Source organism: Achromobacter anxifer (assembly GCF_903652925.1).
Taxonomy (GTDB): Bacteria; Pseudomonadota; Gammaproteobacteria; order Burkholderiales; family Burkholderiaceae_B; genus Achromobacter; species Achromobacter anxifer.
The window spans coordinates 236,452-251,973 of record NZ_CAHLAR010000008.1 but is presented as its reverse complement, the minus strand read 5'-3'; the positions used below and the strand labels follow the sequence as shown (position 1 = coordinate 251,973).

The following is a 15,522-nucleotide window of genomic DNA, read 5'->3' as shown; positions in this document are numbered from 1 at the left end:
GTGTTGAATCAGGTCCAGAAATGCCCACACCAGGTGACGTCCCCCCTGTATCTGCGCGCGCCGGCTGCGCGGAAAATGTGCAAACCGGGCTCGACGGTCCCTTGGACCGGCTTGCGCGCCTGGCCAGGCGCCACTTTGGCGTCGACATGGCGCTGGTGGCCTGCAGCGACGCCGATGGCGTCTGGCAGGCGCAGGCAGGCGCTCTGCCGGCGTCCGGCGCCGAATCCGGATCCCTCCCTTTTTCCGTGGACTGCCCGCTGCGCGCCGCCGACGGCCGCCAGCTGGGCACGTTCAGGCTGTTGCACGGCCAAGCTCGGGACTTCGGCGACGACGAGCGCGACGCCCTGCGCGATTTCGCCGAGCTGGCCGCCGCGGCCGTGGAGAAGCGCCAGGCCCTGGCGGCGGAACGGGCGGCCGAAGATGGTTGGCGAGTCGAGGCGCGCAACCTGTCCATGGCCATCGCCGGCAGCGGCACCGGCATCTGGGACCGCAACGTCGTAACCGGCGAAATCACGTATTCGCCGGGCTGGAAGGCCTTGCTGGGCTTTTCCGAAGCCGAAGTCAGCAACCGCATCGAAGACTCCTACAAGCGCCTGCACCCCGAGGACGCCGACTATGTGCGCGCCGCCATGCAGGCGCATTTCGACGGCAAGACCGAAAGCTACGAGGTCGAACACCGCATCCTCTGCAAGGACGGCAGCTACAAGTGGATCTGCAGCCGCGGCAAGGTCGTCAGCCGCGACGCGCAGGGCCGGGCCTTGCGCATGATGGGCACCACCACCGACATCAGCGCCATGAGGGCGATGTCGGAACGCCTGCGGCGCACGGCGGACCTGCTGGTCAACCTGACCGACGCCGTGCCCGGCATGGTGTTCCAGTGCGGCCAGCGGCCCGAGGGCGGGTCGCGCTTCCTGTACGTCAGCGCCGGCATCTGGGACATGTTCGAACTGATGCCCTACGACGTCCATACCACCCCGGCGGCGATCGAGCAGCGCGTGCATCCCGAGGACGTGGCCAATTACCACGCGTCGCTGCGGGCCGCGGCGGCTGCGTGCGTGCCCTGGCATCTGGAGTTCCGCGTCTGCCTGCCGGAGCAGGGAGTGCGCTGGCGCCAGGGCGACGCCAGCCCGCGCCAGGGGCCCGACGGCACGGTGGTCTGGCACGGCTTCGTCACCGATATCACCGACCGCAAGCGCGCCGATTTTGAGCTGCGCGAGCTGGCCGCGACCGACGCCCTGACCACGCTGCCGAACCGCCGCCATTTCATGTCGCGCATCGCCGCGGAGCTGGCCCGGATCAAGCGCCAGGGCAGCGATTGCGCGGCGGTGCTGATGTGCGACCTGGACCATTTCAAGCGCATCAACGACACCTGGGGCCACGCGATCGGCGATGGCGTGCTGCAGCACTTCGCCAACACGCTGCGGGCCCAGCTGCGCGCGGTCGACCTGGTGGGACGCATCGGCGGCGAGGAGTTCGCCGTGGTGCTGCCGGACACCGACATCGAACGCGCGCATGCCTTCGCCACGCGCGTGCAGCAGCGCATCGCGGCCGCCCCGTACACGCTGGGCGATGACCGCCATATCCCGCTGACGGTCAGCATCGGCATCTCCACCATGCACACCCTGGACGCCGACGCGGAATTGGCGCTCAGCCGCAGCGACCGCGCGCTGTATTACGCCAAGCAACGCGGACGCAACCGGATCGAGTCGGCGCCCTCAGTGTTTTCCCGATAGAACAAGCCGCAATGCCATTTGTTCCATTGACGGTACATTAGGACACCCCTAGAGTTCCCGCCATGGGAACGTCACTACCGCTACCGAAGTACCACCAGATCTACCTCGTCCTGCGCGAACAGGTGCAGGAGGGGCGTTTCGATCAGGACGGCGTGCCTGGGGAACATGCGCTGGCCGACCAATTCGACGTGGCCCGCATCACCATCCGCAAGGCGATGGAAATGCTGGTGGCCGACGGCCTGGTGTCGCGCCGGCCCGGCCTGGGCACCTGGCCGCTGCGCGCGGCGGCGAATCCCGCCAGCGCGCCCAAGGCTCGCCCGCAGCAGAAGGCCCACCTGACCGGCCTGCTCGAAAACATCGTCAACATGGGCCTGCGCACGTCGGTGCAGGTGCTGGACAGCACGCTGGTGTCGGCGGCGCCCGTGGTGGCCGAAGCGCTGGACCTGGCGCCTGGCGCGCCGGTGCACAAGAGCCTGCGGGTGCGCAGCACCGAGGTCGGGCCCTTGTCCCACATCACGACCTACGTGCCGCAGGCCGTGGCCGATTTCACCCGCGAAGACCTGGAGCGCGAACCCCTGCTGATGCTGCTGGAAGCGGCCGGCGTGGAGTTCGGCGGCGCCACGCAGACCATTTCGGCGCGCCTGGCCGACGCCCAGATCGCGCGCCACCTGGACGTGGCCGTGGGCTCCGCGCTACTAGCCGTGACGCGCATCGTGCGCGACGTGAACGAGCGTCCGGTGCAGCTCCTGCAGGGCCTGTACCGGCCGGATCGCTATCAATACCAGTTGCAGCTGTCACGCGTCGGCAGCATCGACGCCAAGGTCTGGGTCAGCGAAGAGCTGTCCGCCCAATTCCATTGAACCCCCGGAGATCGCCCATGAATTCGCGCCGCACTTTCCTCTATCAATCCGCCGCCGCGGCCGCCCTGGTTTCGGCGCCGTGGGTGGTCCGCGCCCAGGGCGCCAAGCCCGTCAAGGTCGGGATCCTGCATCCGGTGACGGGGGCGCTGGCCTATTCCGGCCAGCAATGCCGCCTGGGCGCGCTGCTGGCGATCGAGGACATCAACAAGGCCGGCGGCATCAAGTCGCTGGGCGGCGCGCCGCTGGAGGCGGTGCTGGGCGACGCCCAATCGCGCCCCGAGGCGGGCTCGGCCGAAGTCGAGAAGATGAACGAGGCGGGCGTGTCGGCCATCGTCGGCGCCTACGCCTCGGCGATCTGCCTGGCCACGACCCAGACCGCGGCCAAGTACAACCTGCCGCACGTGGTGGACGTGGGCGTGGCCGACCAGATCGTCGAGCGCGGCCTGAAGAACACCTTCCGTTTCGGTCCGGGCTACCGCGCCTGTAGCGAACGCGCCATCACCGACCTGGCGGCGCTGAACGACGCCGCGGGCAAGCCGGCCAAGACCGTGATGATCGTGCACGAGGATTCGCTGTTCGGCACCGGCACCGCGGCGCTGCTGTCGAAATCGCTGCCGCAGCACGGCTTCGAGGTCAAGGACGTGGTCAAGCACCCGAACCCGACCCGCGACTTCAACAACATCGTGCTGCGCATGAAGTCCCTCAATCCGGACATCGTGATTCCGGCCAACTACTACAACGAATACGCCTTGCTGCTGCGCGCGATGAAGCAGCAGAAGGTGCAGCCCAAGGCGATCTACTCGGTGCTGGGCGGCGCGGCCTCCAGCTACAAGTTCCTGAAGGAATTCCCCGACATCGCCAACGGCATCATCGACTGCAACCACTGGTTCAATCCCAAGGATGCGCGCGTGGCGCCGCTGAAGGCGCGCGTCGAAGAAAAGGGCGCCTACTTCAGCTACGAGGTGTTCATGACCTATACCGCGGTGCTGCTGCTGGCCGACGCGCTGGAACGCGCCAAGTCCGCCGACCGCGCCGCCATCACCGAGGCGCTGGCGTCCAGCACCTTCTCGGACCACATCATGCCCTACGGCCCGACCAAGTTCGTGGACGGCCAGAACACCGGCGCGCAGCCCTTGCTGACGCAGGTGATCGGCGGCGACATCAAGGTCGTCATTCCGGCGGACTACCGCCAGGCCGACGCCATCTTCCCGTTGAAGGCCTGAGCGTGCTCGATCCCGCCATCCTCTTTTCCTCGGTGCTCAACGGCCTGACCACGGGCGCGGTGTACGCGTTGATCGCCCTGGGCCTGACCTTGATCTACGGCGTGCTGCACATCATCAACTTCGCCCACGGCGCGGCTCTGATGGTGGCGCTGTACGCCGTGTACCTGCTCAAGGACCGCCTGGGCATCGATCCCTACGCCGCCTTGCCGCTGGTGGTGGCGGGCATGTTCGCGCTGGGCTACGCGCTGCAGCGCTACGTGATCAACCGCGCCAGCCACGGCAAGGACGAGAACATTCTGCTGGTGACGCTGGGCCTGGCCATCGTGCTGGAGAACCTGGCGCTGGTGTGGTTCAAGTCGGACACGCGCACCATCGACACGGCCTACACGCTGTCCACGGTGGAGATCGGGCCGGCCATGATCGCCTTGCCCAAGATCATCGCCTTCTGCGGCGCGCTGGCGGTGGCGGCGGTGCTGTTCTGGATCATCCGCAGCACCGACCTGGGCCGCGCGATCCGCGCCGTGGCCAAGGAAAAGCAGGGCGCCAAGCTCATGGGCATCGACGTGGAAAAGGTCTACGCGCTGTCGTTCGGCATAGGCATGGCCTGCCTGGGCGCGGCGGCCTGCTTCCTGCTGCCGGCCTATTACGTGAATCCGCAGGTGGGCAGCGGCTTCGTGCTGGTGGCCTTCACCATCGTGGTGCTGGGCGGCATGGGCAGCTTCGTGGGCGCGCTGGTGGGCGGCCTGCTGATCGGGGTGGTGGAGTCCATCGGGGGCCTGTTCCTGGGCGACTCGCTGGGCCAGATGGGCATCTTCGCGATCTTCATCGCGGTGCTGCTGTTTCGCCCGCAGGGGCTGTTCGGGGCGAGGGGCTGAGCATGGGCAAGGATCTATTGACTATCGCGCTGTTCGGCGCGGCGCTGGCGGCCGCCGCCGCGCTGACGGAGTCGGGCGTCGCCCTGACCTTCGTGATGATGTCGCTGTACGCGGCCCTGCTGTCGCAGGCCTGGAACATCCTGGGCGGCTATGGCGGCCAGCTGTCGTTCGGCCATGCGCTGTTCTTCGGCGTGGGCGCCTATGCCCAGGCGCTGGGGCAGTTGAACCTGGGCATCAATCCCTGGCTGGCGCTGCCCATGGCCATCGCGCTGGGCGCGCTGGTCGGGCTGGCGGTGGGCGGGCTGACGTTCCGCTACGGCCTGAAGGGCTCCTATTTCGCGCTGGTGACGCTGGCGTTCGCCGAGGTGTTCCGCATCCTGGCGCTGTCGGTGTCGTTCACCGGAGGCGGCGTGGGCCTGATGGTGCCGCTGCAGGAGGGCGTGGCGAACATGCAGTTCGGTTCGCGCCGCGGCTACATCTACCTGTTGCTGGGCTTCGTGCTGCTGGCGCTGGTGGTCACGGCCTGGCTCCGCCATTCGCGCTTCGGCGCGTACCTGCAGGCGGTGCGCGACAACGAGGACGCGGCGCGCGCCATCGGCGTGAATCCGCTGCGGGTCAAGCTCGGCGGCATTGCGCTGTCGGCGGCCTTCATGAGCGCCGCGGGCGCCTTCTACGTGCAGGTGTTCCAGTACATCGATCCGGGCATCGCCTTCGGTTCGGCCGTGTCGGTGGAGGCCCTGGTGGGCGCCATCGTCGGCGGGCTGGGCACCTTGTGGGGACCGCTGCTGGGAGCGGTCACGCTGCATGCGCTGAGCGACCTGACGCGCAACCTGTTCGGCGAATTGCCGGGCATCAGCATGGTCATCTACGGCGTGGTGCTCATCGTGATCGTGATGTTCCTGCCTCGCGGCATCACCGGCAGCGGGCAGGCGCTGGGCCGTCTGTTCAACGCCAAGGAGCGCGCCCGTGCCTGAGATCCTGTTGCAAGCGCGCAATCTATCTATCACCTTTGGCGGCCTGAAGGCGGTCCAGGACGTGAGCCTGGACGTGCGCCAGGGTTCGCTGACGGCCCTGGTCGGTCCCAACGGCGCGGGCAAGACCACGCTGTTCGGCCTGTTGTCCGGCTTTCTCAAGCCCGGTTCTGGCTCGGTGCATTTCGGCGGCGCCGACATCACCGGCCGCCCGCCGCACGAATCGGCGCGGCTGGGCCTGACGCGCACCTTCCAGATCGTGCAGCCCTTCGGCGCCCAGACGGTGCGCCAGAACATCGCCGTGGGCGCGCACCTGCGTCTGGGCAACCGCCGCGAGGCGCTGGCCGCGGCCGAGGAAGTGGCCGCCCGCGTCAACCTGCAAGCCTTGCTGGACCGGCCGGCGGCGGACCTCACGGTGGCGGGGCGCAAGCGCCTGGAGCTGGCGCGCGCGCTGGCCACGCGGCCGCGCCTGCTGCTGCTGGACGAAGTGCTGGCAGGGCTCAACCCCAGCGAGATCGACGAGATGATTCCGGTGGTGAAGAAACTGGCCGACGACGGCGTGACCGTGCTGATGATCGAACACGTGATGCGCGCGGTGATGAGCCTGGCCGAACATGTATGGGTGCTGGCGCAAGGCCGGCTGATCGCCTCGGGCACGCCCGGCGAGGTCACCCGCGATCCGGCGGTGGTCGAGGCCTATCTGGGCCAGGGCGCGGCGGCCAGGCTGGCCGCGCAGGGAGCGCCGGCATGAGCGCGCTGCTGGAAGTCCAGGGATTGCGCGCCGGCTACGGACGCATGGAAGTGCTGCGCGGCGTCGACCTGCGGGTGGACCAGGGCGAGATCGTGGTGCTGCTGGGCAGCAACGGCGCCGGCAAGTCCACCTTGAACAACACGGTTTGCGGGCTGTGCCGGCCCTGGGGCGGCACGGTGCGCTTCGAGGGACAGGACCTGACCGGCCGCCATTACCGCGACGTGGTCAAGGCCGGGCTGATCCAGGTGCCGGAAGGCCGGCGCGTGTTTCCCAATCTGAGCGTGCGCGAAAACCTTGAACTCGGGTCGTTCACCCGGGCGCGCGAGCGCCGCGCCGCCAACCTGGAGAAGGTGCTGCACATCTTCCCGCGCCTGCGCGAACGTCTGGCGCAGTTGGCCGGCACCATGTCTGGCGGCGAACAGCAGATGCTGGCGATCGGCCGGGGCCTGATGGCCGAACCGCGCCTCCTGATCCTGGACGAACCCTCGCTGGGCCTGTCGCCGCTGATGGTCGAGGAACTGTTCGGCCTGATCGGACGCCTGCATGACGAGGGGCTGGCGATCCTGCTGGTCGAGCAGAACGTGGGGCAGTCCCTGGAGACGGGACAGCGCGCCTACGTGCTGGAAAACGGGGCGGTGCGCTATAGCGGCGCCTGTCCGGAACTGATGGCCAGCGACGACGTGCGCCGGGCCTATCTCGGGATGTAGCCATGGCTGAGCCTCAAACGCTGGCCCAGAAGCTGATCGCGGCGGCCTGCGGCCGTTCGTCCGTCGCCGAGGGCGAGATCGTCACCTGTGCGGTCGACCTGGCCATGTTCCACGACTCCAGCGGTCCGCGCCGCCTGCAGCCCATGCTGCAGGAACTGGGCGCCACGCTGTGGGATCCGTCCAAGGTGGTGCTGGTCATCGACCACTATGTGCCCGAATCCGACGACGAGTCGCGCCGCATCGTGCGCATCGCGCGCGATTGGGCGGCCGAACAGCGGCTGCCCAACGTCTACGACTCGCTCGGCATCTGCCACGTGGTGGTGCCGCAGCACGGCCATATCCGCCCCGGCATGTTCTGCGTGGGCGGGGATTCGCATTCGCCCACCGGCGGCGCGTTCGGCGCCTATATGTTCGGCATCGGCAGCACCGAGATGCTGGGCGTGGCGGTCACCGGGCAGATCTGGGTGAAGGTGCCCCAGACCCTGATGATGCGCTGGAAAGGCCGCCTGGCCGAGGGCGTGACGGCCAAGGACATGATGCTGCGCATGATAGGCCGCTACGGCATGAACGGCGGCCGCTACCAGGCGGTGGAATTCTGCGGCGAAGCGGTGCGCGCGCTGTCCATGCAGGAGCGCATGACCCTGTCCAACATGAGCGCCGAGCTGGGCTCGCAGGTGGGCCTGATCGCACCCGACGAAACCACCGCGGCCTATCTGCGCGAGGCGGGCGTGACGCAGGAACTGGATCTGGCGCGCTGGCGCAGTGACGAAGGCGCATCGGCCGAATGGCACGACTTCGACGCCGCGGCGCTGGCGCCGCAGGTGGCCGCTCCGCATAGCCCGGCCAACGCCCGCGACGTGGACCAGTATGCCGACGTGCCGGTGCAGGTCGCCTATATCGGCGCCTGCACGGGCGCCAAGCTCGAGGACCTGCGCGCCGCGGCCAGCGTGCTGCGCGGCCGGCGGCTGGCCGCCGGCATGCGGCTGATGGTGGCGCCGGCCAGCCAAAAGGACCAGCGCCAGGCCGAAGCCGAAGGCGTGATGCAGGCGCTGCGCGAGGCCGGCGCCGACGTGCTGGCCACGTCCTGCGGCGCTTGCGCCGGCTACGGCGGGTCGATCCCCGACGGAGCCAGCGTCATTTCCACCACGGCGCGCAATTTCAAGGGGCGCATGGGCTCGGAAACGGCCCAGGTCTACCTGGCCTCACCCTACACGGTGGCGGCGTCGGCGGTCGCCGGCCGCATCGCCGATCCCCGGGAGTTCATGGCATGAGCGAGCAGTCTCTGACGCACCGCGTCTGGCGCGTGGGCGCGGATATCGACACCGACGCGCTGGCGCCGGGCGCCTACATGAAATTCGGCATTGACGAGATCGCGCGCCATTGCCTGCAACGGGTACGGCCCGAGTTTGCCGCCAACGCCCGGCCCGGCGACGTGCTGGTGGCCGGGCCCAACTTCGGCATCGGCTCCTCGCGGGAGCAGGCGGCCGCGGCGCTGGTGCGCCTGGGCATCGCCGCGGTGGTCGCGCCGTCCTTCAATGGCCTGTACTTCCGCAATGCCTTCAACGTGGGCCTGCTGCTCCTGACCTGCGAGCAGGCCGAAACCCTGCAAGAGGGCGAACGCATCGCCCTGGATCCCGCCGACGGCCGCATCCGCCGTGCCGCGGGTGACGCCGCGGAACTGCATTGCGACACCGTGCCCGCCTTCCTGCTGGAAATGGTGCAGGCCGGCGGACTGCTGAATCTGCTGAAACAGCGCAAGACTCATTAGGAACCACATCATGCTAGATCCCGTCACACTCGCGGTCCTCAAGGGCCGCCTGGAACAGATTGCGGACGAGATGGACGCCACGCTGTACCGCAGCGCGTTCAATCCCATCATTGCCGAAGCCCATGACGCCTGCCACGGCATGTACGACGCGGCCACCGGCGCCACGCTGGTGCAGGGCAAGTCCGGCCTGCCGGTGTTCGTGGGCGCGATGGCCTTCGCCGTCAAGGCCGCGGCCAAGGCGGCCGCCGAACGCGGCGGCATGGTCGACGGCGACGTCTGGCTGTTCAACGATCCCTACGAAGGCGGCACGCACGCCAACGATTTCAAGCTGGTGCGACCGGTGTTCCGCGGCGGCAAGCTGTTCTGCTTCCTGGCGTCCGCCGCCCACTGGCACGACGTGGGTGGCGCCGTGCCGGGCAACTACAACCCCGCCGCCACCGAGTGCTGGCAGGAAGCCGTGCAGATTCCGCCAGTGCGCATCGTGCGCGCGGGCGTGCTGGACCTGGACGTGCTGGCCATCCTGAAGGCCAACACCCGCCTGCCGGACAGCCTGTGGGGCGACCTGAACGGGCAGCTGGCGGCGCTGGAACTGGGCGCCGGCCGGCTGGACGGCCTGCTCGACGAATACGGCGACGCTACCGTGCTGGAGTCGCTGGACACCTTGCGCGAGCGGGCGCGCCGCCTGATGCGCGACCATATCGCGCGCCTGCCCGACGGCGAGTACGCCTTCGAGGACATGCTGGACAACGACGGCGTGCGCGACCAGCCGCTGCGCATCGCGCTCAAGCTCAGGGTCGACGGCGAGCGCCTGACGCTGGATTTCACCGGCACCTCGCCGGCCTGCGCCGGCCCGGTGAACATCTCCCGCGCCACGGCGATCCCGGCCTGCTACGTGGCCTTGAAGCACCTGTTCCCGGACGTGCCGGCCAATGCCGGCGTGCTGGACGCGGTGGATGTGGTGCTGCCGGACGGTCTGGTGATCTCGGCCGACCGTCCGCGGCCGGTGGGCGGCTATACCGAGACCATCCTGCGCATGATCGACGTGATCTTCTGCGCCATGGCCCAGGCCGAGCCCCGCCGCGCGCTGGCGCAGGCCTACGGCACCATCAACGCCTTGTCGATCGCCGGCTACCGCAGCGATGAAGCGCGGCGCGGCCAGCGCTGGGTGATGTTCAGCTTCTTCGGCGGCGGCCACGGCGGCCATTCGGACGGCGACGGACTCAGCCACGGCAACGCGCCCATTTCCACGGCCACCATTCCGCCGCTGGAGATCCTGGAAGCGGCCTATCCGGTGCGGTTCACGCAATGGGCGCTGCGGCCGGATTCGGCGGGCGACGGCCAGCACCGCGGCGGGCTGGGCGCCATCTATGAAATCGAATTGCTGGAAGACAGCGCCGAGGCCTTCATCTTCGGCGAGCGGGGCCGCAGCGCGCCCAAGGGCATCACCGGCGGCCAGGAGGCGGCGCTGAACGTGTTCCGCTATCAGCAGGACGGCGGCTGGCAGACCCCGCCCATGAGCTCGAAGATGCTGGGCATCCAGCTCAAGCGCGGCGACCGGGTGCGCCTGGAAACGCCGGGCGGGGGCGGCTACGGCGAGCCTGCCGCGCGTACGCAGGCGGCGCGCGAGCACGACCGCAAGATGGGTTATGTGGGTGGAAATCTGAAGGAGCAGGCGGCATGAGCGCGGCACAAGGCTTGGTGGTAGGCGTGGACGTGGGCGGCACGTTCACGGACATATTCGTGCTGGACGAAGCCGGAGGCAGCGCCCGCGTGGTGAAGGTGCCTTCGACCCGCGGCGAGGAAGCGCGCGGCTTCATGAACGGCATCGCACGCGTGGCCGATGGCGCGGACGCCATCGCCACCATCGTGCACGGCACGACGGTGGGCACCAACGCGCTGCTGGAGCGCAAGGTGGCGCGCACCGGCATCATCACCACGGCGGGCTTTCGCGACGTGCTGGAAATGCGCCGGCGCGACCGGCCCCAGACCTGGGGCCTGCGCGGCAACTATGAACCCGTGGTCCCGCGCGACCTGCGCCTGGAAGTCGACGAGCGGGTGCTGGCCGACGGCACCGTGCATACGCCGGTGGACCTGGCCCAGGTCGAGGCCGCGGCCCGGCAGCTGCTGGAGCAGGGCTGCGACGCGGTCTGCCTGTTCTTCGTCAACGCCTATGCCAACCCCGTCAACGAGGCGCAGGCCGCGGCCTGCGTGCGTGCGCTGTGGCCCAATGGCAATGTCACCGCCGCGACCGAGGTGCTGCCCGAGATCCGCGAATTCGAGCGTTGCTCCACGGCGGTGCTCAACGCCTCGCTGCAGCCGGTGGTGGGCAGCTATCTGACCAGGCTGGAATCGGACCTGAAGGACAACGGCTTCGGCGGCGAGCTGCTGGTGGTGCAGAGCAATGGCGGCGTGATGTCGCGCCAGACCGCCTGCGACGTGCCGGTGCGCACCGCGCTGTCCGGCCCGGCCGCGGGCGTGATCGCCTGCGCCGCCATCGCGCGCGCCGCCGGTTTTCCCAACGTGGTCAGCGGCGACATGGGCGGCACCTCGTTCGACGTGTCGCTGGTGGCGGGCGGGGAAGCCTCGCTGTCGGCGCAGACCGCCATCGACTTCGGCATGGTGGTGCGCGCGCCCATGATCCAGATCGAGACCATAGGCGCGGGCGGCGGCTCGATCGCCAGCGTGGACGCGGGCGGCCTGCTGCAGGTGGGGCCCGAGTCCGCCGGCAGCATCCCGGGGCCGGCCTGCTACGGCCGCGGCAATACCCGGCCCACCGTCACCGACGCCAACGTGCTGCTGGGCCGCATCGCGGCCGAGCGCCCGCTGGGCGGCGGCCTGCTGGCGCAGATGGACGTGGAGCTGGCGCGCGCCGCCATCGAGGAGCACGTGGCCAAGCCGCTGGGACTGGACGTGCATGCCGCGGCCGAAGCGATCCTGACCGTGGCCAACGCCAAGATGGCGGGCGCCATCCGCGTGGTTTCCATCGAGCGCGGCCATGACCCGCGCAAGTTCGCCTACATGCCGTTCGGCGGCGGCGGCGCGCTGCACGTCTGCGCCATGATGAACGAGGTGGACGCCGCCCGCGGCATCGTGCCGCGCTATCCGGGCGTGACCTCGGCCCTGGGCTGCGTCATGGCGGACATGCGGCACGACGGCGTGCAGACGCTGAACGTGGCGCTGAACGCGCTGGACGCCGACGACCTGCTGGCCCGCATCGACGGCCTGGCGCTGGCCTGCCAGGAACGGCTGGATTCCGCCGGCGTGGGCTTCGAGGGCATACGCGAAAGCATCGAGCTGGACATGCTGTACGTCGGCCAGAGCCATACCGTGCGGGTGGAAATCGGCCGCGGCGAGCTGAACCGCGCCGGCATCGGCGCGGCCTTCGATCGCGCCTACCGCGCCGCCTTCGGCCGCAGCCTGGAAGGCATCGCGGTGCGCATCCTGAACCTGCGCTATGCGCGCATCGGCCAGCGGCCCAAGTTCGACCTGGCGCTGCTGGCGCCGACCAGCACCGACATGCCGGCCGCGCTGGGCACGCAGGCGGTCTTCCACGGCGGCCAATGGCACGACGCCGTGCGCTACGCGCGCCTGGACCTGCCGGTGGGCGCCGAGGTGGCGGGGCCCGCCATCCTGGAGCAGCCGGATACCACGATCTGGATCGAGCCCGGCTTTGCCGGCCAGGTCGATTCCCTGGGCAATCTGCTGATCGCCCGCCAGGCCTAGTGTGAACGAATCCCAGGAGCGGCCCATGTCTGCCTTCGATCCCCGTAGTACCGCGCTGGTCATCATCGACCTGCAGAACGACTTCCTGGCGCCCGGCGGCGCCTACGACCGCGGCGGCGCGGTCAGCCCTCAGGCGCGCGCCTTGCCCGCCCGCGTGGCGCCCGTGGCCCGCGCGCTCAAGAAGCAGGGCGGCTTCGTGGCGTCCAGCCAGTTCACCTTGTGGCCGGACGCGCACGGCGAACCCATGATCTCGCCTCACCTGAGGCAGTTGCGTCCGTTCCTGCGCAAGGGCGATTTCGTCGCCGGCTCGCAGGGGCAAGCCAATGTCGCCGAGCTGGACGGGCTGGTGGACGTGTCCGTCTGGAAGGTGGCGTATTCCGCCTTCTTCAACACCCAACTGGACTGGGTGCTGCGCCGCGCCGGCATTTCCAGCGTGGTGATCGCCGGCATCGTCACCAATGGCGGCGTCGCCAGCACGGCGCGCGACGCCCATATGCGCGACTACCACGTGGCGGTGCTGGCCGACGGCTGTGCCGCGCCCACCCCGGCCATGCACGATGCCGCGCTGGCGGACCTGCACACCGTGGCCGAAGTGTGGTCCTGCCAGGACTTCCTGGGCAGGCTGGCCTCGTGAGGGGGCCGCAGGTCCTGCGTGGCGCCGCGCCCGGCGCGGACGCGATGCATGTGCCGGTGGCCATCATCGGCGCGGGCGCCTGCGGCCTGACCGCCGCGTTGCGCCTGGCCGATGCCGGCATCGAGACCGTGCTGATCGAGCGCGATGCCGCGCCCAGCGGCTCCACCGCCTTGTCGTCCGGCTTCATCCCCGCGGCGGGATCGGCGGCGCAGCGTGCCGCCGGCATCGAAGACGACGCGCGACGCTTTGCCGCCGATATCCAGGCCAAGGCCGGCGGAAAAGCGGCGGCGCACCTGGTCGCCGCCTATGCGGACGCGTCCGCGGCCGCGGTGGACAATCTGGCGCGCCACGGCCTGGCCTTCGAGGTGCTGGACGGCTTCCTGTATCCGGGCCACACCGCCCGCCGCATGCACACCTTGCCCGAGCGCACCGGCGCGGCCCTGGTCGCCGCGCTGGAGCGCGCCGCCACGCAGGCCGGCGCCTATCTGCTGACCCGCGCCCTGGCGCGGCAGATTTGGGCGGACGAGGACGGACGCGTCACCGCGGTGGGCTGCGAGCGGCCGGACGGCTCCATCGACGTGATCGGCTGCGACGTGCTGCTGCTGGCCTGCAATGGCTTTGGCGGCAATGCGGCGATGGTCGCCGAGCATCTGCCTGCCATGCGCGAGGCCGTCTACGGTGGTCACGTCGGCAACGACGGCAGCGCCATCGAATGGGGCGCGCAACTGGGCGCGCGTCTGGCGGACCTGGGCGGATACCAGGGCCACGGCTCCTGGGCCACGCCCCAGGGCGCGCTGATTTCCTGGGCCGTGATGATGGATGGCGGCGTGCAGATCAACCGCGAAGGGCGCCGTTTCCACGACGAAACCCATGGCTATTCCGAGGCCGCTGTCCATGTGCTGGCGCAGCCGGGCGGAGTGGCCTGGAACGTATTCGACGACCGCACGCTGGCGCTGGCGCGCGGCTTTCCGGACTTTGTCGATGCCGAGGCGGGCCAGGCGCTCAAGACGTGCGCGGACAGCGCGGCGCTGGCGGCGCTGATCGGCTGCGATGCCGGCGTGTTGCGCCAAACCCTGGCGGACGCGGCGCCGGGCATGTCCGACGCGCACGGCCGGCGCTTCGAGCGCGCCTTGCAGGCGCCGTACCACGCCGTCAAGGTGACCGGCGCGCTATTCCATACGCAGGGCGGGCTGGACATCGACGCGCATTGCCGCGTGCTGGACCAGGCGGGCAGGGCGCTGCCTAACCTGCTGGCCGCGGGCGGCGCCGCGCGCGGCGTATCGGGCAATGAGGTGTCCGGCTACCTGTCCGGCAACGGCCTGCTCAGCGCGGTGGCCGGCGGCCACATTGCCGCAGCGACCGCCGCGTCCTTGCTGGGCCGCGAGCTTTCCTAGGATTCAACTGACTATGCAAAAACAGAATCTGCAATCACAGCTGGCCGGCGGCGCCGTGCTGGCCCCCGGCGTCTACGACGCCCTGTCCGCGCTGATCGCCGAGCAGGCGGGCTTTGGCGCGCTGTACCTGTCGGGCGCTTCGATCGCGTACACGCGGCTGGGCCGCTCGGACATCGGGCTGACCACCTATAGTGAAGTCGAGGACACGCTGGCCCGCATCACCGAACGGGTGGCCACGCCTGTCATCGTGGATGCGGATACGGGCTTCGGCAACGCCTTGAACACGCAGCGCACGGTGCGCGGCCTGGAGCGCGCGGGCGCCGCCATGATCCAGCTGGAGGACCAGACCTTTCCCAAGCGCTGCGGCCACCTGGACGGCAAGACCGTGATCCCCGCCGGCGAAATGCGCGGCAAGCTGCAAGCCGCGGCGGATGCGCGCGTCCATGCCTCGACCCTGATCCTGGCGCGCACCGACGCGCTGGCAGTGGAAGGCCTGGAAGCCGCGCTGGACCGCGCCGAGTCGTATCTGGAAGCGGGCGCGGACGCGCTGTTCATCGAAGCGCTGCGCACGCCGGAGCAGATGCAGGCGGCGTGCAGCCGCTTTGCGCATCGCGTTCCCTTGTTGGCCAATATGGTCGAAGGCGGCAAGACCCCGGTGCAAAGCGCCGACGCCCTGACCGCGCTGGGATTCCGCATCGTGATCTTCCCGGGCGGCACGGCGCGCGCGGTGGCGCACACCTTGCAGGGCTACTACGCCAGCCTGCGCCAACACGGCACCACCGCGCCATGGCGCGAAGGCATGCTGGATTTCGACGGCTTGAACGCCGTGATCGGCACGCCCGAGCTGCTGGAGCGCGGACGGCGCTACGAGGGCTGAGGCAAG

14 protein-coding genes are annotated in these 15,522 nt (G+C 69.6%); all 14 read left to right on the top strand.

The genetic code is table 11. The features are described 5' to 3' along the window. Positions 1-20: 20 nt before the first annotated feature. Positions 21-1,733: a GGDEF domain-containing protein gene (locus tag HWY37_RS24425; RefSeq protein ID WP_176090040.1), complete on the top strand. Its 1,713-nt coding sequence runs from the start codon at positions 21-23 to the stop codon at positions 1,731-1,733. A gap of 62 nt (positions 1,734-1,795) precedes the next feature. Beyond that, positions 1,796-2,593, top strand: a complete 798-nt coding sequence (locus HWY37_RS24420) for a GntR family transcriptional regulator (protein ID WP_176090039.1) — start codon at positions 1,796-1,798, stop codon at positions 2,591-2,593. A gap of 17 nt (positions 2,594-2,610) precedes the next feature. Then, positions 2,611-3,816: an ABC transporter substrate-binding protein gene (locus tag HWY37_RS24415; protein ID WP_175209551.1), complete on the top strand. Its 1,206-nt coding sequence runs from the start codon at positions 2,611-2,613 to the stop codon at positions 3,814-3,816. Between the two features lie 2 nt (positions 3,817-3,818). Then, entirely contained in the window at positions 3,819-4,691 is an 873-nt protein-coding gene (locus HWY37_RS24410; RefSeq protein ID WP_175209552.1) for a branched-chain amino acid ABC transporter permease, read from the top strand. A gap of 2 nt (positions 4,692-4,693) precedes the next feature. Beyond that, positions 4,694-5,665 carry a branched-chain amino acid ABC transporter permease gene (locus tag HWY37_RS24405; protein ID WP_176090038.1) on the top strand — a complete coding sequence of 324 codons (972 nt, stop codon included), beginning with the start codon at positions 4,694-4,696 and terminating at the stop codon, positions 5,663-5,665. Next, positions 5,658-6,413: an ABC transporter ATP-binding protein gene (locus HWY37_RS24400; RefSeq protein ID WP_175209554.1), complete on the top strand. Its 756-nt coding sequence runs from the start codon at positions 5,658-5,660 to the stop codon at positions 6,411-6,413. Before HWY37_RS24405 ends, HWY37_RS24400 begins: the two co-directional genes overlap by 8 nt. Further along, the gene (locus HWY37_RS24395; RefSeq protein ID WP_175209555.1) at positions 6,410-7,120 is read left to right on the top strand and encodes an ABC transporter ATP-binding protein; all 711 of its coding nucleotides are present in this window, start codon (positions 6,410-6,412) and stop codon (positions 7,118-7,120) included. Before HWY37_RS24400 ends, HWY37_RS24395 begins: the two co-directional genes overlap by 4 nt. Before the next feature lie 2 nt (positions 7,121-7,122). Further along, positions 7,123-8,391, top strand: a complete 1,269-nt coding sequence (locus HWY37_RS24390; RefSeq protein ID WP_176090037.1) for a 3-isopropylmalate dehydratase large subunit — start codon at positions 7,123-7,125, stop codon at positions 8,389-8,391. Then, positions 8,388-8,888: a LeuD/DmdB family oxidoreductase small subunit gene (locus HWY37_RS24385; RefSeq protein ID WP_176090036.1), complete on the top strand. Its 501-nt coding sequence runs from the start codon at positions 8,388-8,390 to the stop codon at positions 8,886-8,888. Before HWY37_RS24390 ends, HWY37_RS24385 begins: the two co-directional genes overlap by 4 nt. A gap of 10 nt (positions 8,889-8,898) precedes the next feature. Then, positions 8,899-10,569 carry a hydantoinase B/oxoprolinase family protein gene (locus HWY37_RS24380; RefSeq protein ID WP_176090035.1) on the top strand — a complete coding sequence of 557 codons (1,671 nt, stop codon included), beginning with the start codon at positions 8,899-8,901 and terminating at the stop codon, positions 10,567-10,569. Next, a complete protein-coding gene (locus tag HWY37_RS24375) occupies positions 10,566-12,611 on the top strand; it encodes a hydantoinase/oxoprolinase family protein (protein ID WP_176090034.1) in 2,046 nt (681 codons plus the stop codon). The genes HWY37_RS24380 and HWY37_RS24375 overlap by 4 nt, the downstream gene beginning before the upstream one ends. Before the next feature lie 25 nt (positions 12,612-12,636). Beyond that, positions 12,637-13,245 (top strand): cysteine hydrolase family protein, encoded by a 609-nt coding sequence (locus tag HWY37_RS24370; RefSeq protein ID WP_175209560.1) that lies wholly within the window; start codon positions 12,637-12,639, stop codon positions 13,243-13,245. Further along, on the top strand, positions 13,242-14,639 hold the full coding sequence (locus HWY37_RS24365) for an FAD-dependent oxidoreductase (protein WP_246302392.1): 1,398 nt from the start codon (positions 13,242-13,244) through the stop codon (positions 14,637-14,639). The genes HWY37_RS24370 and HWY37_RS24365 overlap by 4 nt, the downstream gene beginning before the upstream one ends. A 13-nt stretch (positions 14,640-14,652) precedes the next feature. Continuing rightward, a complete protein-coding gene (locus HWY37_RS24360) occupies positions 14,653-15,516 on the top strand; it encodes an isocitrate lyase/PEP mutase family protein (RefSeq protein WP_175209561.1) in 864 nt (287 codons plus the stop codon). Positions 15,517-15,522: the final 6 nt, after the last annotated feature.